Consider the following 17,282-nt stretch of genomic DNA (forward strand, 5'->3'; position numbering starts at 1 on the left):
GGGGAGCCACTCGTGTTCGTCATCTCTCGGTGCTAGCGGCTCGGGTACGCCGGCAGCGCTGAGGGCTGCACGGCCCCGGCCTCCGGGATCTGCTTGTTCAGGGCTTCACCCTCGATGTCCACGTTCGGCAGCACCCGGCCCAGACTACGGGGCAACCACCACGCCCGGTGGCCGAGCAGCGCCAGCACCGCGGGGGCGATCGCCATCCGCACGACGAAGGCGTCGAAGGCGACAGCGAAGGCCAGGCCGACCCCCATCGTCTGGATGGTGGGGCTGTGGATTCCGATGAAGCCGGCGAAGACGCTGAACATGATGATCGCCGCCGCCGCGACCACGCGACCGCTGTGCTTGAACCCCTCCACGATGGCCTGGTCCGGAGACGCACCGTGGACATAGGCCTCCCGCACCCGGCTGAACAGGAAGACCTCGTAGTCCATCGCCAGCCCGAACACGATGCCGATGATCAGGATCGGCATCAGCGACATCACCGGTCCGGTCTGCTCGATCCCGATCAGCTCCGCACCCCAGCCCCATTGGAAGACCGCGACGAGCACACCGAAGGCGGCACCCACCGACAGCAGGAACCCGAGTGCCGCCTTGATCGGCACCAGGATCGATCGGAAGACGACCATCAGCAGGAGGACCGCCAGTCCGATCACCACGCTCAGGTAGGGCAGGAGCGCATCGGACATGGCCTCCGAGATGTCGATGTTCATGGCAGTCACACCGGTCACGAAGATGTCGGCGTCACTGTCGGACTCGATGCTCGTGACCTCGTCCCGGATGGTCTGCACGAGCTCCTTGGTCTCGCTGCTGCTCGGTGCGCTGTCGGGGACGGCCGTGAGTACGGCCGTGTCCTGACTCTCGTTGAGCACCGGGTCGTCGACCGATGCGACACCGTCCATGCCGCGCAACGTCTCGACCACCCGGCCCGTGGCGGCGACGGGGTCCGCGGAGTCGGCGGTGTCGACCACGATGGTCAACGGGCCGTTGAAGCCGGGGCCGAAGCCTTCCGACATCAGGTCGTAGGCACGGCGCTGGGTGGTCTCCACGGGCTTGGACTCGTCGCCGGGAAGTCCGAGCTCGAGGCTCAGCGCGGGTACGGCGATCGCGAACAGGCTGAGCCCGGCGACCACGAGCACGGCCACCGGCCGGCGCAGCACGAACCTCGCCCAGCGCGTGCCCAGACTCGACTTGCCGAGCTTGGTCGGTGCCGGGTGCGGGTTCTCGAGGCCCAGGCGCTCGGCCCTGCGGGCTGACGTGCGAGCGGCCTTGCGTACCGACCGGGCAAGGACCCTGCGGCCGAAGAGGCCGAGAAGCGCCGGGACCAGGGTCAGGGCGACGAGGACGGCGAGCGCCACGGCACCGGCGCCACCGAGGCCGATCTTGGTGAGCTCGGGGATCCCGACGACGCCCAGCCCGGCCAGGGCGATGATCACGGTTGCGCCGGCGAACACCACCGCAGAGCCGGCCGTGCCTACCGCGCGACCCGCCGCCTCCTCGGGCTCGCTGCCTCTGGCGCGCTCGTCACGGAATCGGGAGACGATGAAGAGGGCGTAGTCGATGCCGACGGCCAGCCCCAGCATCAGCGCGAGGATGGCGACGGTGGAGGTCAGGCCCAACGGGTTGGCCAGGGCGGAGATCAGTCCGAACGCGATGGCCACGCCGGAGAACGCGGTCAGCAGCGACAGCCCCGCCGCGACCAGCGATCCCAGGGTGATGATCAGCACCAGCGCCGCAATGGCGACGCCGACGAGCTCCGTCGTACCGCCCGGTGACACCTCCGCGTCGAGTGCGGAGCCGCCGATCTCCACGGTGAGACCGTCGTCGCGGGCCTGGTCTGCGGCGTCTTCGAGGTCGCCCTTCGTCGCGTCGGTCAGATCGGCGGTGGACACGGTGTAGGTGACCGTCGCATAGGCGATCGTTCCGTCCTCGCTGACACCGTCGGTCGCAAAGGGGTCGGAGACCGAGGCGACCTGACCGCCCTCCTCGAGAGACGACAGGGCCTCTTCGACCGCCACCTTGCTCTGGCCGTCTGTCACCTGACGACCGGCCGGCGCCTGGAAGACCACACGCGCGTCGGCGCCCTGGGAGTTGCCCTGCGGGAAGCGCTCGTCGAGCAGGTCGAACGCCTGCTGGGACTCGGTGCCGGGCATGGAGAGGTCCTCCTCCTCCCCGGACGGCGCCAGGGCGCCGGCCGCCACGGCCAGCAGCACCGCACCCACCCACAGGCCGGCCACGAGACGACGGCGGCGGAAGGCCCACCGTCCGACCCGATAGAGAATTGTCGCCACTGTCGATCACTCCAGACACACGAAGAAGAGGGGAACCGTGCGCTTTTTCGCACGACGCCAACACTCCCCGCCAGCGCCCCTGTCGGGCATCGTCACCAGCCACCGACATGGCCTGGTGCGAGGGGACCAGCCACCCGGGCGGTCTGGTGCAGCTGCACCAGAGAGCCGGGGTGATGAGTTCTCGCCACTGCGCCCGTCTCATGCATGACGGGGCGGACGAGACGGAAGGATGATGGCGATGAGTGCGACCGCGCGACTGGAGGAGATCGGTGTGACTGGTCCGGGCGAGCTGGAGGAGCCGGGCTTCTCGGGACTGACCGAGAAGCATCGGCGGGAGCTGCACGTGCACTGCTACCGGATGCTCGGTTCGTTCCAGGACGCCGAGGACACCGTGCAGGAGACGTTTCTGCGGGCCTGGCGGCGACGAGAGACGTTTGAGGGCAGGTCCACGGTCCGGGCCTGGCTCTACCGGATTGCCACGAACGCGTGCCTCGACCTGCTCGCCAAGCGTCGACCACAGCCGGCCACCGGCGGCGAGGTGCTGTGGCTGCAGCCCTACCCCGACCGGCTGCTCGACGAACTGCCCACCGACGACACTGACGGCCCTGAGGGTGTCGCCGTCGCCCGCGAGACGATCGAGCTGGCCTATCTGGTCGCCGTGCAGCATCTGGCGCCGCGGCCGCGAGCCGTGCTGATCCTGCGTGACGTGGTGGGGTGGCCCGCGAAGGACGTTGCCGAGCTCCTCGGGGACTCGGTGAACTCGGTGAACAGCGCGTTGCAGCGGGCCCGGGCAGGCCTGCGGGAGCACCTGCCCGCCGAGCGGCAGGACTGGGCCGGCGGTGCAGACGATGCGCAGGCCCGCGAGCTGGTGCGCCGCTACACCGACGCCAGCGTGGTCGCGGACATCGACCGGCTCGCCGCGCTGGTGAGCGACGACATCCGCACCTCGATGCCGCCCACCCCGGGCTTGTACGTCGGCCGCACGGCGGTGGTGGACTACTGGGTGAAGAGCGGCTTCGCGGGCATGACCGGCCTGCGCAGTGTGCCGACCTCGGCGAACCGGCAGCCCGCCATCGGCTACTACCAGTGGGTCGAGGCCGAGGGCGCCTACCTGCCGTTGACCATCGACGTCCTGCGCCTGGCCGGCGGGCGGGTCACCGAGATCACAACGTTCCACGACGACCAGTTCCCGCGACTCGGCCTGCCGGAGAGTCTGCGGAAGCCTCCGACGAACCGGGCATGACCGGTCGGCGCCAGTAGTAGCACCAGTTGCCGGCGTAGTTCTTCTCGAGCTCGGCAGGGATGCGGAGGCGCCCCCGCCTGGCCTCGACGGCCCTTCGCGAACGTCGTGTCACCGGGCAACATGCGAACTCCTCAACTCGGGTCGAGCGCGCATGCTGCGGTTCCCCTCAGATCGAGCGCCGTGGTCGTTGCGCCGACCCTGGCCAGGGTCTCTTGCCCCCGCCCCCCGGCTGAGGCACAGTGGCCGCATCGTCGTTGCCCGAGCAGAACACGGGCAGGGAGTCGACCGTCATGACGCAGCCAACGCTCATCGGGTCGGTGCAGCGCGCACTGAGGCTGATGGAGGCGGTCGCTGCCAGTGAGGACCCGGTGCCGGCCAAGAGCCTGGCCCGGATGGTGGGTCTCGCGCTCCCGACGGCCTATCACCTGCTGCGGACGCTGGTCCACGAGGGCTACCTGCGCAAGCTGGCCGACGGATACGTGCTGGGGCCGCTTGCGATGGCCACCTCCACACCGGCAACGCAGGCCCTGCTGCCGCGGGTTCGCCCGGTGCTCAAGTCGCTGCGTGACGAGGTCGGTGGCGCGACGTACCTGTCTGTCTACAGCGCCGGCGAGATCCGGCTGATCGACATCGCCGACGGCCCCGAGGCACCGTGTGTCGACCTGTGGGTGGGGGTGCACGACTCCGGTCATGCCACCGCGTTCGGCAAGGCGATCCTGGCCGGGCTGCCCACCGAGCACCGCGCCGACTACATCGATCGGCACCAGCTCTACGACCTCACCCCCAACACCATCACCGACCGCCGGGCGCTGGCCCGTCGACTCGAGGACCACGCGGACATCTGGGCGGACACCGAGGAATACCTCCTCGGCACCTCGTGCCTGGCCGCCCCCATCCGGGTCGGCGACGTGGTCGGGGCGGTCGCCGTGTCCCTCCCCGCGCGACGCGCGACCGGTGCCACCCAGGCGAGTGCCCTCCAGCGAGCCGCGCGGCGGCTTGGCTGGGCGATGGCCGCTCCCTCGATCACCATTTGAAATTCCGCCACTACCGCCGATGTGACCTGCGTTACACGATGGGCTTCTCGTCGAAGGAGGCCCGATGTCCGCCAGCATGGAAGCCCAGGTCCGGCGTGACCTGTTTGACCAGATGGTGCTGATCCGCACCTACGAGGAAGCAGTCCTGCGTGAGTACCACGCGGACAAGAAGCCGGCCTTCGACATCGGAGCCGGCCTGATCCCGGGAGAGATGCACCTGTCGGCCGGGCAGGAGCCAGTCGCCGCCGGCGTGTGCGCCCACCTGACCACCGACGACGCGGTCACCGCGACCCACCGGCCGCACCACTTCGCGATCGCCCACGGTGTCGACCTGCAAGCGATGACCGCCGAGATCTTCGGACGCGTCGACGGCCTCGGCAAGGGCCGAGGTGGCCACATGCACCTGTTCGACCCGGCCACCCACTTCTCCTGCTCCGGGATCATCGCCGAGGGCTATCCCCCCGCGGCCGGGCAGGCGCTCGCCTTCAAACGCCGGGGCACGGACCGGGTCGCGGTCGCCGTGACCGGTGAGGGCGCGGCCAACCAGGGCGCCTTCCACGAGACCCTGAACCTCGCGGCGCTGTGGAAGCTCCCGGTCGTCTTCATCGTCGAGGACAACGACTGGGGGATCTCCGTGCCGCGCAGCGCATCCACGTCGGTCGCCGACAACGCCGCGCGGGCCGCGTCGTACGGCATGCCTGGCGTGCGGGTCGAGGACAACGCCGTCGAGGCGGTGTACGCCGCCGCAGGCGAAGCCGTCGAGCGGGCGCGCAACGGTGGCGGCCCGAGCCTCATCGAGGTGCACACCCTGCGCCTGTGGGGGCACTTCGAGGGCGATGCCCAGGGCTACCGCGCCGACCTGGAGGGCGTGCCGGGCAAGGATCCGATCCCGACCTACGAGGCGGTCCTGCTGGAGCAGGGAGTGATCGACGACGCCGCCGTGGCGGCTTCTCGCAAGAACGCCTCGGAGGTGGTCGAGGCCGCGATCGCCTTCGCCAAGGCCAGCGCCGAGCCCGACCCGGCCACCGTCCTCGACCACGTCTTCGCCTGAACAGGAGCGACCGAGATGACCACCACCACCGAGCAGCCGACCCGCCGCCTCAACACCGCCAAGGCCATGGTCGAGGCGATCGCCGCCGAGATGGAGCGAGACGAGAACGTCTTCGTGCTCGGAGAGGACGTCGGCGCCTACGGCGGCATCTTCTCCTCCACGACCGGCCTGCTGGACCGCTTCGGACCGGACCGCGTGCTGGACACCCCGATCTCCGAGACCGGGTTCATCGGTGCCGCGATCGGCGCCGCCACCGAGGGTCTTCGGCCGATCGTCGAGTTGATGTTCGTCGACTTCTTCGGCGTGTGCATGGACCAGATCTACAACCACATGGCCAAGATCCACTTCGAGTCCGGCGGCAACGTCACGGTGCCGATGGTGCTGATGACGGCAGTCGGGGGCGGCTACTCCGACGGCGCGCAGCACTCCCAGTGCCTGTGGGGCACGTTCGCGCACCTGCCGGGGATGAAGGTTGTCGTGCCGAGCAACCCGGCCGACGCAGCGGGCCTGATGACCGCCGCGATCCGCGACGACAACCCCGTCGTCTTCATGTTCCACAAGGGCATCCAGGGCCTGCCGTGGATGGCGAAGAACCGCCGCTCGGTCGGCCCGGTGCCGACCGGCGACCACGTCGTCGAGATCGGCAAGGCGGCCACCCCGAGGCCCGGGTCCGACGTGACGGTGGTGACGCTGTCACTGTCGGTGCACCACGCGTTGGACGTGGCCGAGGAGCTGGCCGGCGACGGCATCGATGCGGAGGTCATCGACCTGCGCAGCATCGTGCCGATGGACACCGAGGCGATCATCGAGTCGGTGACCCGCACCGGCCACCTGGTCATCGTCGACGAGGACTACCAGTCCTTCGGCCTCTCCGGGGAGATCGCGGCCCGGATCGCCGAGCATGACCCGACCATCCTCAAGGCACCCATCAGCCGGGTCGCCGTACCGGACGTGCCGATCCCCTATGCCCGGCCGCTCGAGTACGCCGCGCTGCCGACGCCGGCCCGGATCAAGGCCGCGATCCTCCAGCAGACGGGACGATGACCCGGTGGCCACCGACGTCCCGTTCCCGGTGATCTCGAAGAAGGACCCGGACGCCGAGGGGACCTTGGCCACCTGGTTCGCCGAGGACGGAAGCACCGTGGCCGAGGGTGACCTGCTGGCCGAGGTCGCCGTCGACAAGGTGGACATGGAGGTCGTCGCACCGACGGGCGGCACCTTGGCGCACGTCGTGGAGGAAGGCGCGATCCTCACGAGCGGGGTCGTGATCGGGACCATCAGCTGATCCCCCCGAGCCGGCCGCTGAGGACGCTCACGCCTCACGCATGCTTGCGTCGCCTCAGAGCACACTTGTCCAGTGGTGTTGCCGACAACAGGTGCGCGCGGATTAGAAGCCGTGGTTCGGGGAACGGTGCCCTCACCGTCACCGCAGACAACTGGAGATCAGCAGATGGCAGACGACGACTTCCTCGAGGTGATCGAGACCGAGGTGAGCCGCGACCCGCAGAACCTTGCCCTGCGAGAAGACTTCATCTCCCTGCTGCTGCAGGCCGACCCGGATCGCGCTGCGTCGGAGCTCGACGTCTTCGAGGCCCAAGGCGGCGACGCCGCCCGCGTGCGCGTGCTGCGAGCGCGGGTGATGGCCGGGAGGATCCGCGGCGGCGCGACGGCAGCTCCGAGCGAGCCCGCTGCCCCCGCACCTGCACCGATCCCGAGCCCCTCCGCGAGCGACCGCGACGGCGAGGCACCCGACCTTGACGAGTGGGACGCCGAACGACCGGTCGTGACACTGGCCGACGTCGCCGGTCTGGCCGACGTCAAGCAGCACCTCGACTCCACGTTCCTGGCTCCGCTGCGCAATCCAGAGCTCGCCGCCGCGTTCGGGCAGACGCCCGGCGGCTCCCTGCTGATGTACGGCCCACCCGGATGCGGCAAGACCTTCATCGCCCGCGCGATCGCCGGCGACCTGGGGGCGTCGTTCATCCACGTCACCCTCGCCGATCTGATCAGCAAATGGATCGGCGACAGCGAGAAGGCCATCCAGAGCGTGTTCCGCAATGCGCGCGCCGCCGCGCCGTGCGTGATCTTCTTCGACGAGTTCGACGCGCTCGGTGGTCGTCGTACGTCGGGCGGCGGCGGGTCCCAGTCGATGCGGATGATCGTGACGCAGCTGCTCGAGGAGCTCGACGGCGTCTCCAGCATGAACGAGGGCGTCTATTTCCTGGCCGCGACCAACCGCCCCTGGGACATCGACCCGGCGCTGCGCCGTCCCGGTCGCATCGACAAGACCGTGCTGGTGCTGCCGCCCGACACCGTTGCCCGCGCCGCGATCCTCCAGGGCCACCTCGAGGGCAGGCCGACTGACGGCGTCGACCTCGCTCGGGTGGCTGCCGTGACCGAGGGCTTCTCCGGCGCCGACATCGCGTCCGCGGTGAAGGTCGCGCTGCAACAGGCCCTCACCGCCTCCATGCAGACCGGCAGCGTCGTCCCGGTGACGACCGAGGCACTGCTCAGAGCGGCAGCCGACCTCACGCCGTCGACGACCGCCTGGTTCGACCAGGTGGCGCCGGTCCTGGAGTACGGCGTCGACGACGGCACGTTCGACCAGCTGCGTACCTACCGAGTCAAGCGAGGACTGCGATGAGCCGTGACGTGGAGATCGACCCGATCGAGCGTGACGTCGACCTGGCGTGGGAGTTGTTCGAGGCCCAACCGGAGCACCCCGAGATCGGACGTCTCACACGGGGCGTGCTTGCCCAGCAGCCGGGCCGCAACGGCACCCGCATTTTGCTCGCCATGCACCTCAAGGCGCGCGGGGCGATCGACGAGGCCCGCGCGATCCTGCTGGACGTGGCCGGTCAGCGCGACCGTTTCTTTGTCGACGTCGCCCGCAAGCTGCGCGACCTCGAGATGTACGAGTGCAACTACGACGAGGCTCGCCGGTGGGCCGAGACCGCGCTTCGCGAGGACCAGGAGTCCTGGCATGACGTGATGCAGCTCGGCTCCGCCTCCGCGATGTCTGGTCACCTCGAGGCGGGCTGGCGGCTGCTCGACGACGGCGTCGCGATGTGCGCGCGCACCGACTCGGAGCTGATCCCCGAGGCCTTCGCCAGTCGCGCGATCAGCCTGTTGCAGAGCTGGGCGCCACCCGAGCGCTTCATCCCCGCCGCCGAAGAGGCGATGCGGGCGGACGCGTCCTCCGACTTCGTCGGCGGGCCTCTCGCCTGGGCCTATGTGCACGAGGGGCGCTTCGACGAAGCGGAGCAGCTCTCACTTCGTCTGCTGCGCGTCGACCCGATGGACGGGGTGGCCGAGAGCGTGCTCACCTTGATCCGCAAGTGGCGAGACGTGGTTGCCGAAGGAGACGTCTCGTTGGCCGAAATTCACGCGTCCGGTGTGATCGACACGATCTGGAGCCAGATGCGCGACGGGCTGCTCGGCACCGACCTGCCCTCCGCGCTGGTCGCACTCGATGAGGTGTTGCCCGCCGAGCTGGCTGCCGTCCTGCGCCCGGGTCTCGATGAAGAAGCCGCCCGCGCGTCCGGCGGTGAGCGCGAGATCGCCGCGTGGCACGACGGACAGGCCCCCGGCACCGGGCACCTGTGGGGGGCCGAGGGCGACTTCCGGCTGATGTCCGCCGCGGAGATCGAGGCGATGGACGAAGCGATCGAGGCGGAGCCCGGGGCCTGGCCCCAGTGGCAGGAGGAGGCCATCGGCGACTACTACTCGCAGGTGATGACCGACGACCGTGGCGGCTACCTCATCGTGACCATCGACAAGATCGTGATCCGACGGGGCGGTGTCGACGACGTCGTGGTCGGAGACCGACTGGCCGACTGGTTCTGGGACCGGGTGGCCGCCTTCGGTGGTCGCGACCCGCGACCTGTGGCACGCCACGACGCCGGACCGTCCACGGAGGAGGGCGTCCAGCCTTCCGTCCAGCAGTCCGCCCCGTCGCTCGACCCGAGGCCCGAGGCGCTGGCCGAGATCGAGCGTCTCAACGCCGCGGTCCTGGCTGCGCCGGGAGACTCCGGTCCCGAGATCGAGTTCTGGACGGCGGTGGCCGCACTCGACGTGTGGATCTTCATCAACACCGGCACTTCCGAGGACCCACGGCCCTTTGCCCTCACGTCGCCGGACGGTCCGATGCTGACCATCTTCAGCAGTGGGGCACGTGCACAGGCCTGCGCCGTCGACCGCGGCCTGGTTCCCGAGGGCTCCCCTGCGTCGCTGCTCGCCGTCCCCCTGCCCGCGGCGCTGGACTGGTCGATGTCGTTCGCCCAGCACGGCATCGCCGGCGTGACCATCGACTACCCGCAGATCGGCGCCTGGTGTCACCTGCCCAATCTGGCTCACCTGCGCCACGTGCGCGAGCAGTCGTAGCGCAACCGTGAGCAGCGGAGAGGCGGTGGTGATCGAGCCGGGCGGCCCGTGGTCGCCGTGGGCGGTGCGTCGCGATGGTCAGATCTTCCTCCGGGTCCCGGTGTGGCTGGGAGTGGCCGACAGCCTGTGGGACTTCGAGATCACCGCCGAACAGCTCGCTGCTCTCGCTGCCCCTGCCCGGATGAGGTTGCTCAAGGACCGTCTCGACGGCACGACCCACCGAGACGACATGCGCACCATCATCGATGACGTCTGCCTCGGCTGATCGGATCCCGGACTCAGTCGTCGAGCGGGGGCCCGGCCGCGCCCCGGGCGCGCGGATCGGTGCGCCTGGCCGTGCCGTTGGCCCGGGCGCACACCTTTGCGTGTGCCGTCTCGTGGTCCGCGGTGATCTCCACGTCGACCTCGACCCTCTCCGCCGTACGACGGACCACGTCGGCGGTGGCCACCAGCGTGCCGACGCGGACGTTCCCGACCAGCTCCAGCCGTAGTCCGGTGCTGACCACGCTCGGCCCCAGGGCGCTGCCGGCGGCGAAGGCGACCGCGTTGTCGGCCAGGTAGGCGAAGACCCCGCCGTGCACCAGGCCGTACTGCTGCAGCAGCTCATGGCGTACGTCGACCTCCAGCGTTGCGTGCCCGTCCCCGCACGCGGTGACGCGAGTGCCGACCAGTCGGCTGAACGGCTGCGCGTCCATGACCTGGCGCGCGATGTCGAGGAAGTCTGTGCGGGTCATGGGGTTCTCCTCAGGAGGTGTGGGCGTTCTTCACGTCGGCTCAGGTGTCGCCCTCTTCGGCCGCCCAGCTGTCCAGCTCCGCCTGGGTGAACGCCCGGAGCACACAGAACTCGTTGCCGTCGGGGTCAGCCATCACCACGAAGTCCTGGTCGGGGCGTTGCCCGACGTCGATCCGGCTGGCGCCGAGCGCCACCAGTCGGGCGACCTCCGCCGCCTGGTCCGTCGGCCGCAGGTCGGGGTGCCAGCGGTTCTTGACCGCCTTGCCCTCCGGCACTCGCAGGAACAGCAGGTCGGGCGCGACTCCGTCCTGAGGGCTGCCGGCAGGGGGTTCGAGGACGACCTCGTTCTCCGTGTCGTGGGTCCGCCGCCACCCCAGCGCCTGCTGCCAGAAGGCGGCCGTGCGGTCGGGGTCCGTGGAGTCGAGGTTGAAGCACTGGATCTGAAGCCCGGTCATGGAAGCCACGGTCTCACCGGCGCGAGGGTGACGTCACCCCTTTTTGGGACGGCGGAACCCGGGGATCCGCCGCCGGTCATCCGATCACCTCCGGTGCGCGGAGACGATAACCTCCCGACATGGGCGCGATTGCGGGTGAGGCGGCAGACCTTCCCGAGTCCGTGGTGGCCGAGATGCGCCGCGTCGTCACCGACCTGTTGGCCGACGTGTCCTCGTACGCCGACGACATGCTCGGCTACATCCTCGAACGCGTCCCGCAGGCGGGCGCCGATGACGAGCTCCGCGGCCTGACCCTGGGGTCGTGCTCCTCGAACCTCGAGGCGGCCCTGTCGATGATCCGCCACGGCATCGACGTGGGAGCCGCGACGGCGCCAGTCACCGCCCTCGAGCACGCTCGAGCCATGGCGGCGCGCGGCTACAGCGTCGACGTGATGCTGCGCTTCTACCGCATGGGTCACGCCTACTTCAGTGAGCGCATCCTGACCGGGATCACCGAGCTGGTGCCCGACCCCGCCCTCGCGCTCGACGTGGTCGACAACCTGCAGCGCTATGCCTTCGGCTACATCGACCGCATCTCCAGCGAGGTTGCCGCCGAGTACGTCGCTGAGCTGGATCGCATCCAGATCCGAGCACGGGCGGCCCGCACCGATGCGGTCCGCGGTTTGATCGCCGGCCACCGGATCGACCTGGGCCGCGCCGAGCGTGCGCTGTCCCACCGGCTCACCGGGTGGCAGACCGCGTTCATCTGCTGGACCGGTCACGATGACATCGACCTCGCCCGCGTCGGCACGACGGTCGGGGCTCGCCTCGGCTCCACGCGCCCGCTGCTCGTTCCCGACGGAGCTCAGGCGCTGTGGGGCTGGGTCTCCACCACGGGCGCTCCGGGCGTGAGACCCGAGGAGCTCGCGCCCCCGGCCGACCAGATTCCCGACCTCGTCCGCGTCTCCATCGGCACACCGGCTCAGGGCGCAGGCGGATTCCGCGATTCGCACCAGCAGGCACAGCGCGGTCGTCGCCTCGTCGACCTCTCCGACCGGGCCGGCCCGGTGACGTCGTACGCCGAGATCGCGCTCGCCGACACGATGAGCGGCGACCTCGACCTGGCCCGAGCGTTCGTCGCGACCGAGCTCGGCGCCCTGGCGCTCGACGGCCGCCGCGAGGACGAGGAACGCCGCGCAGTGCTGGCCGTGCTCGACGCACAGGGTGGCCTGGCCGCCGCTGCCGACACGCTGGGGGTGCACCGCAACACGGTCCTGCAGCGCCTGCGCCGGGCGGAGGATCGGCGAGGTCACCCTGCCACCGTCCGGGTGGCCGAGCTGCACGCGGCCCTGCGGGTGGTCGACGTGCTCGGCACGGTGGTGCTGACTCCGGATTCCGGCCGCGCCTGACCTCCATGTGCTGTGCGCACAGGCGCGTGGGCGCGGAACCACTGGTCGGGCAGTGCGCCGACTCCTAGGTTGCGGAGCATGTCGGCAACCACGGAACTCCCCTCACCCGCTGCCTCGCGTCACGCGCTTCCCGACCCTGGCGAAGTCGTTCCGGCGATCTCGTGGCCCATCGTCGGCATCTTCTCCGGTGCCATCGCGTTGTTCGCGTTCTCGACGTGGGCGGCACTGGCCGACCGGCTTCCCGCCCCGCTGACGATCGTGCTCAGTGCGACCGCGATCTTCGTGCTGTTCACCGTGCTGCACGACGCCGCGCACTACTCGGTGAGCACCCGCCGCTGGGTCAACGTGGCCTTCGGCCGGGTCGCGATGTTCTTCGTCTCGCCGCTGATCTCGTTCAAGTCGTTCGCGTTCATCCACATCGAGCACCACCGCAACACCAACGACGACGCCAACGACCCCGACCACTTCGTCAGTGGCGCGCCGATGTGGCAGCTTCCTCTTCGGTTCCCGCTGATGGACGTGCCGTACCTGAGCTTCCTGGTGCGCAACGTGAGGCGGCGTCCCCGGGCAGAGGTCGCGGAGACGGTGTTCCTGATGGTGGCGAGCGTGGCCGTGATCGCCACCTCTGCGTTCACGGGACATCTGTGGGCACTGGCGGTGATCTACCTGATCCCCGAGCGGGTTGCCATGTTCGTGCTGGCCTGGTGGTTCGACTGGCTGCCCCACCACGACCTGGAGGACACCCAGCAGGAGAACCGCTATCGCGCCACCCGCAACCGGGTCGGCTCGGAGTGGTTCCTGACTCCCCTGCTGCTGTCGCAGAACTACCACCTGGTCCACCACCTGCACCCCTCGATCCCGTTCCACCGGTACGTCGCCACGTGGCGCCGCAACGAGGAGGCCTACCTCGAGCGCGATGCGGCGATCGGCACCGTCTTCGGCCAGCAGCTCGACGCGGACGAGTACCGGGAGTGGAAGAGGCTGAACGGCAGGCTGACCCCGCTCCTCCCGGTGCGCATGCCGAAGCGGTCCTCTGCCCGTGCCGCGGTCTTCCACACCGTCCCGGTTGCCGACGTCGACCGGTTGACCGACGACAGCGTGCTGATCCGCTTCGACGTACCCGCCGACCTGCGCGACGAGTTCTCCTTCGAGCCCGGTCAGCACGTCACGGTGCGCACCGACCTCGGCGGCGTCGGCGTGCGCCGCAACTACTCCATCTGCTCCTCGGCCACCTCCGGCGAGCTGGCGATCGCGGTCAAACATCTGCCCGGCGGCGCCTTCTCCACCTTCGCGATGGAGCAGCTCCGGGCCGGCGACACCCTGGACCTGATGACCCCGACCGGTTCGTTCGGCACGCCGCTCGACCCGCTGACCACGAAGAACTATGTGGCAGTCGCCGCCGGCAGCGGCATCACCCCGGCGCTCTCGATCCTGCGGACGACGCTCGCCGTCGAGACCGAGAGCCGCTTCGCGCTGGTCTACGGCAACCGGGATGCCGAGAGCACGATGTTCCGTGCGGAGCTGGACGAGCTCGAGGCCCGCTACGCCGACCGGCTCCGGATCATCCACGTGCACTCTCGCGATCCGCACCACCCGGCTTCCCTCCGAGGCCGCGTGGACCGCCCGAAGCTCGAGCGATGGCTCGACTCCGACCTGCCCGCCGACTCGGTGGACGAATGGTTCCTGTGTGGGCCGGTCGAGATGGTGACCGACCTGCGCGACCTGCTCCTCGCGCGAGGAACCGAGCCTGAGCACGTCCACGTGGAGCTCTTCCACGGCTACCAGTTGCCCAGGGCCACCGACGACTTCGCCCCGGCGTCGCTCACGATCGGCCTGCGCGGCCGACAGCACGACGTCTCACTGGCAGCAGGGGACACGGTCCTCGAGTCGGCGCTCAAGGCCGGCCTGGAGGCGCCGTACGCCTGCCTGGGCGGAGCCTGCGGCACCTGCAAGGCGAAGGTGCTGCTGGGGTCAGTCGCGATGGAGCAGAACTTCGCCCTGTCGTCGGCGGCCGTGGAGGACGGTTACGTGCTGACCTGCCAGTCCCACCCCACCACCGACGAGGTGCGCCTCGACTACGACGCCTGAGCGGCACCCGACGGCCGCACCCCGGCTCCGGGGGGCGACCCACAGGCACGCATGCGTGGGGTGATCCCCTTCGTGGTGCAGCCGTCGCGGTTCCGCCGGGGGCAGATCTGCTCCGAGCAGCGCTCCCTTCTGCACCGACGTCGGCGGGGTCAGGCTCGGAGCATGACAGACGAGAACCGACCCCTGGCCCTGGGCAGACGCACCGCGGAGGACCTGCTCCGGCGACGCATCCTGCTCCTCGACACTCCCCTGGACGACGAGATCGGCGCGATGCTCTGCGCCCAGCTCGTGCTGCTCTCGACCGACGACCCGACCACCGACATCAGCCTCTGGATCAACTCCCCCGGCGGCTCCGTCCCGGCGATGCTGGCGATCGCGGACACCATGCGCCTGGTCCCCAACGACGTGTCCACGGTGGCCCTCGGCATGGCCTTCAGTGCCGGCCAGTTCCTGCTGTGCTGCGGCACCGAGGGCAAGCGCTTCGCCCTGCCTCACGCGAAGGTGCTGCTGCACCAGGGCTCGGCGGGCATCGGCGGCAATGCCGTCGACATCGAGCTGCAGGCCGAGGACCTGCGCCACATGCGCGACACCGTCATCGGTGTCATCGCCGAGCGCACCGGGAAGTCGGCCGAGCAGGTCTTCGAGGACTCGCTGCGCGACCACGTCTTCACTGCCGAGGAGGCCCGCGACTACGGATTTCTCGACCACCTCGTCACCGACCTCGATCAGATCCGCCCGCGCGTTCGTCGTACGACGGGCCTGCGACCCAGCGGCCCGGCGACGGAGGAGGGCGACCGATGAGCACCTACACGATCCCCAACGTGGTCAGCCGTACGCCGCGAGGCGAGAAGGTGATGGACGTCTACAGCCGCCTCCTCGAGGAGCGGATCGTCTATCTCGGCACCGAGATCGACGACGGGGTCGCGAACGCGCTGATTGCGCAGATCCTGCACCTTGAGGCCGAGAACCCCGAGGCTCCGATCAACCTCTACATCAACTCGGCGGGCGGCTCGATCACGGCGACGTTCGCGCTCTACGACACGATCCGGTTCTGCCGGGTCCCGGTGGCGACCACCTGCGTGGGTCAGGCCTTCTCCAGCACCGCACTGTTGCTCGCGGCCGGTGAGCCGGGTCAGCGCACGGTGCTGCCGCACGCCCGCGTGATGTTGCACCAGCCGTCGGGCCAGGGTCGCGGCACGATCCCGGACCTGATCCTGGCCGCCGACGAGATCCTGCGCGTGCGCGAGGAGATGGAGCAGGCCCTGGCCCAGCACACCGGTCAGGATGCCGAGACGCTGCGGCGGGACACCGACCGCGACCGGATCTTCCGCGCCGAGGAGGCGGTCGCCTACGGACTGGCCGACACGGTGATCAGCAGGAGGTGAGCCCCGTGGTCAGGAGGCCAGCGCCAAGGGGCCGCGCAGCGCGCCGACGCCCTGCCGGAGCGACATCGACTCGATCGGCGCGGCGTACAACCGGCGCGCGGCCGCGGCCGCCAGATCGCGCAGAGTGAGGTCGAGGGCGCCGGCCACCGCGGAGAGCACCTCGGAGGAGGGGTCCTTGCGACCGCGCTCGATCTCGGAGAGGTACTGCGTCGAGATGCCCGCCCGGCTGGCGGTCTCGCTCAGCTTCTCACCGCGATCGTGACGCCGCTCCCGGAGCAGGTCGCCGGTCACCTCGCGCCAGAGTGGCTCGGGCGCGACGGGATCGGGGCGATCGGACGGCGTACGCAGCGGCAGCAGGTGACCCATGTCGCGATGCTAGTCACCGTCGCGGCGCCGCGAACACTGGTTCTGCCGAGAGCAGAATCGAGGCGGGTGGCGACAGGTCTGCAAGCACCAGTGACCTCGACCGATGATTCCGGAGCCGCCTCGCAGTCGATCCACCGTGTGCGCACGGGCGCACCGAAAGGAGCCACCATGTCTCGCACCAGGGTCCACAACCTGAACCTCTCGCTCGACGGGTACGCCGCCGGCGAGGAGGTGACGTTGGAGACTCCCATCGGCGGGGCCGAGCGCCTGTTCGGCTGGTTCGACGGCAGGGCGATCCACGGCATCGACCGGGTCGACGTGCCGTTCACGTTCGACCACGCCCTGACCAGCACGTGGGGCCAGGGCATCGGCGCCGAGATCATGGGACGGCGCAAGTTCGGCCCGCAGCAAGGCGAGTGGCCGGACGACGGGTGGCAGGGCTGGTGGGGCGACGAGCCGCCCTTCCGCACACCGGTGTTCGTGTTGACCCACCACCCACGGCCATCGATCGACTTCGCCAACGGCACCAGCTTCCGCTTCGTGGGCGGCACCCCGCACGAGGTGCTCCGCGAGGCGCAGGCGGCGGCGGACGGCCTCGACGTGCGCATCGGCGGTGGGCCCTCGACGGTGCGCCAGTTCCTGGCCGCGGGGCTGATCGACTTCATGCACCTGTGATCGTGCCGATCACTCTCGGCCGCGGAACATCGCTGTGGGAGGGCTTGGATGACGACGTGGCCGACGGCTTCACGATCGAGTCGCTCACCACTCCCCATGGGCTGACCCACCAGTTCTGGAACCGACGCGCCCAGTCCTAGGAGCACGATCCGGAATCGCGTCGAACAAGGAGATTCGTCGGCGTCAC

The 17,282-nt window shown here is 69.8% G+C and carries 18 protein-coding genes; 14 read left to right on the top strand and 4 right to left on the bottom strand.

Translation table 11 applies throughout. From position 1 onward, the window contains the following. Nucleotides 1-32: 32 nt before the first annotated feature. Nucleotides 33-2,294, bottom strand: a complete 2,262-nt coding sequence (locus NJ4_RS14830) for an MMPL family transporter (protein WP_067436680.1) — start codon at nt 2,292-2,294, stop codon at nt 33-35. 238 nt (nt 2,295-2,532) lie between these two features. Between NJ4_RS14830 and NJ4_RS14835 the strand changes: the two genes are divergently transcribed. The 8 genes from NJ4_RS14835 (at nt 2,533) to NJ4_RS14870 (ending at nt 10,270) form a co-directional block, all read left to right on the top strand. Further along, a complete protein-coding gene (locus NJ4_RS14835) occupies nt 2,533-3,537 on the top strand; it encodes an RNA polymerase subunit sigma-70 (protein ID WP_067436683.1) in 1,005 nt (334 codons plus the stop codon). Between the two features lie 290 nt (nt 3,538-3,827). Beyond that, nucleotides 3,828-4,571: an IclR family transcriptional regulator gene (locus NJ4_RS14840; RefSeq protein WP_067436692.1), complete on the top strand. Its 744-nt coding sequence runs from the start codon at nt 3,828-3,830 to the stop codon at nt 4,569-4,571. 64 nt (nt 4,572-4,635) lie between these two features. After that, nucleotides 4,636-5,622, top strand: coding sequence for a thiamine pyrophosphate-dependent dehydrogenase E1 component subunit alpha (locus NJ4_RS14845; RefSeq protein ID WP_217996884.1), 987 nt, complete (start codon nt 4,636-4,638; stop codon nt 5,620-5,622). A 15-nt stretch (nt 5,623-5,637) separates the two neighbouring features. Then, nucleotides 5,638-6,666 (top strand): alpha-ketoacid dehydrogenase subunit beta, encoded by a 1,029-nt coding sequence (locus NJ4_RS14850; protein ID WP_067436695.1) that lies wholly within the window; start codon nt 5,638-5,640, stop codon nt 6,664-6,666. A gap of 4 nt (nt 6,667-6,670) precedes the next feature. Beyond that, nucleotides 6,671-6,907 carry a biotin/lipoyl-containing protein gene (locus NJ4_RS14855; protein WP_067436698.1) on the top strand — a complete coding sequence of 79 codons (237 nt, stop codon included), beginning with the start codon at nt 6,671-6,673 and terminating at the stop codon, nt 6,905-6,907. Nucleotides 6,908-7,072: 165 nt separating this feature from the next. Next, entirely contained in the window at nt 7,073-8,266 is a 1,194-nt protein-coding gene (locus NJ4_RS14860) for an ATP-binding protein (protein WP_067436702.1), read from the top strand. Beyond that, nucleotides 8,263-10,005 (top strand): tetratricopeptide repeat protein, encoded by a 1,743-nt coding sequence (locus NJ4_RS14865; protein ID WP_067436705.1) that lies wholly within the window; start codon nt 8,263-8,265, stop codon nt 10,003-10,005. Before NJ4_RS14860 ends, NJ4_RS14865 begins: the two co-directional genes overlap by 4 nt. A 7-nt stretch (nt 10,006-10,012) precedes the next feature. Further along, nucleotides 10,013-10,270 (top strand): hypothetical protein, encoded by a 258-nt coding sequence (locus tag NJ4_RS14870; protein WP_157551148.1) that lies wholly within the window; start codon nt 10,013-10,015, stop codon nt 10,268-10,270. 13 nt (nt 10,271-10,283) lie between these two features. Here NJ4_RS14870 and NJ4_RS14875 read toward each other — a convergent pair whose 3' ends face one another. Together NJ4_RS14875 and NJ4_RS14880 are read right to left on the bottom strand one after the other, a co-directional pair. Continuing rightward, nucleotides 10,284-10,739, bottom strand: coding sequence for a PaaI family thioesterase (locus NJ4_RS14875; RefSeq protein WP_067436712.1), 456 nt, complete (start codon nt 10,737-10,739; stop codon nt 10,284-10,286). 40 nt (nt 10,740-10,779) lie between these two features. Beyond that, entirely contained in the window at nt 10,780-11,193 is a 414-nt protein-coding gene (locus tag NJ4_RS14880; protein WP_067436715.1) for a VOC family protein, read from the bottom strand. Between the two features lie 119 nt (nt 11,194-11,312). Between NJ4_RS14880 and NJ4_RS14885 the strand changes: the two genes are divergently transcribed. The 4 genes from NJ4_RS14885 (at nt 11,313) to NJ4_RS14900 (ending at nt 16,054) form a co-directional block, all read left to right on the top strand. Next, a complete protein-coding gene (locus tag NJ4_RS14885; protein WP_217996885.1) occupies nt 11,313-12,581 on the top strand; it encodes a PucR family transcriptional regulator in 1,269 nt (422 codons plus the stop codon). A 78-nt stretch (nt 12,582-12,659) separates the two neighbouring features. Continuing rightward, complete coding sequence (locus tag NJ4_RS14890) at nt 12,660-14,669, top strand: fatty acid desaturase (RefSeq protein WP_067436718.1); 2,010 nt, start codon at nt 12,660-12,662, stop codon at nt 14,667-14,669. Between the two features lie 162 nt (nt 14,670-14,831). Further along, nucleotides 14,832-15,470: a ClpP family protease gene (locus NJ4_RS14895; protein WP_067436735.1), complete on the top strand. Its 639-nt coding sequence runs from the start codon at nt 14,832-14,834 to the stop codon at nt 15,468-15,470. Further along, nucleotides 15,467-16,054 (top strand): ClpP family protease, encoded by a 588-nt coding sequence (locus NJ4_RS14900; protein ID WP_067436722.1) that lies wholly within the window; start codon nt 15,467-15,469, stop codon nt 16,052-16,054. Before NJ4_RS14895 ends, NJ4_RS14900 begins: the two co-directional genes overlap by 4 nt. A 9-nt stretch (nt 16,055-16,063) precedes the next feature. Here the strand turns inward: NJ4_RS14900 and NJ4_RS14905 are convergent, their stop codons facing one another. Continuing rightward, nucleotides 16,064-16,420, bottom strand: coding sequence for a helix-turn-helix domain-containing protein (locus NJ4_RS14905; RefSeq protein WP_067436725.1), 357 nt, complete (start codon nt 16,418-16,420; stop codon nt 16,064-16,066). Between the two features lie 168 nt (nt 16,421-16,588). On the opposite strand from NJ4_RS14905, the gene NJ4_RS14910 reads away from it, so the two are divergent. Both NJ4_RS14910 and NJ4_RS26740 read left to right on the top strand, forming a co-directional pair. Beyond that, entirely contained in the window at nt 16,589-17,095 is a 507-nt protein-coding gene (locus NJ4_RS14910; RefSeq protein ID WP_245644581.1) for a dihydrofolate reductase family protein, read from the top strand. A gap of 2 nt (nt 17,096-17,097) precedes the next feature. Next, nucleotides 17,098-17,235, top strand: coding sequence for a hypothetical protein (locus NJ4_RS26740; protein ID WP_245644582.1), 138 nt, complete (start codon nt 17,098-17,100; stop codon nt 17,233-17,235). Nucleotides 17,236-17,282: the final 47 nt, after the last annotated feature.

The organism is Nocardioides jensenii JCM 1364 = NBRC 14755 (genome assembly GCF_001552535.1).
Lineage (GTDB): Bacteria > Actinomycetota > Actinomycetes > Propionibacteriales > Nocardioidaceae > Nocardioides > Nocardioides jensenii.

Bases quoted from the DNA above. Each gene is read 5' to 3' on its own strand.
- NJ4_RS14875 (WP_067436712.1), bottom strand. From the start codon at position 10,739: ATGACCCGCACAGACTTCCTCGACATCGCGCGCCAGGTCATGGACGCG.
- NJ4_RS14890 (WP_067436718.1), top strand. From the start codon at position 12,660: ATGTCGGCAACCACGGAACTCCCCTCACCCGCTGCCTCGCGTCACGCG.
- NJ4_RS14865 (WP_067436705.1), top strand. From the start codon at position 8,263: ATGAGCCGTGACGTGGAGATCGACCCGATCGAGCGTGACGTCGACCTG.
- NJ4_RS14840 (WP_067436692.1), top strand. From the start codon at position 3,828: ATGACGCAGCCAACGCTCATCGGGTCGGTGCAGCGCGCACTGAGGCTG.
- NJ4_RS14905 (WP_067436725.1), bottom strand. From the start codon at position 16,420: ATGGGTCACCTGCTGCCGCTGCGTACGCCGTCCGATCGCCCCGATCCC.
- NJ4_RS14910 (WP_245644581.1), top strand. From the start codon at position 16,589: ATGTCTCGCACCAGGGTCCACAACCTGAACCTCTCGCTCGACGGGTAC.
- NJ4_RS14850 (WP_067436695.1), top strand. From the start codon at position 5,638: ATGACCACCACCACCGAGCAGCCGACCCGCCGCCTCAACACCGCCAAG.
- NJ4_RS14900 (WP_067436722.1), top strand. From the start codon at position 15,467: ATGAGCACCTACACGATCCCCAACGTGGTCAGCCGTACGCCGCGAGGC.
- NJ4_RS14885 (WP_217996885.1), top strand. From the start codon at position 11,313: ATGGGCGCGATTGCGGGTGAGGCGGCAGACCTTCCCGAGTCCGTGGTG.
- NJ4_RS14895 (WP_067436735.1), top strand. From the start codon at position 14,832: ATGACAGACGAGAACCGACCCCTGGCCCTGGGCAGACGCACCGCGGAG.
- NJ4_RS14835 (WP_067436683.1), top strand. From the start codon at position 2,533: ATGAGTGCGACCGCGCGACTGGAGGAGATCGGTGTGACTGGTCCGGGC.
- NJ4_RS14880 (WP_067436715.1), bottom strand. From the start codon at position 11,193: ATGACCGGGCTTCAGATCCAGTGCTTCAACCTCGACTCCACGGACCCC.
- NJ4_RS14860 (WP_067436702.1), top strand. From the start codon at position 7,073: ATGGCAGACGACGACTTCCTCGAGGTGATCGAGACCGAGGTGAGCCGC.
- NJ4_RS14845 (WP_217996884.1), top strand. From the start codon at position 4,636: ATGTCCGCCAGCATGGAAGCCCAGGTCCGGCGTGACCTGTTTGACCAG.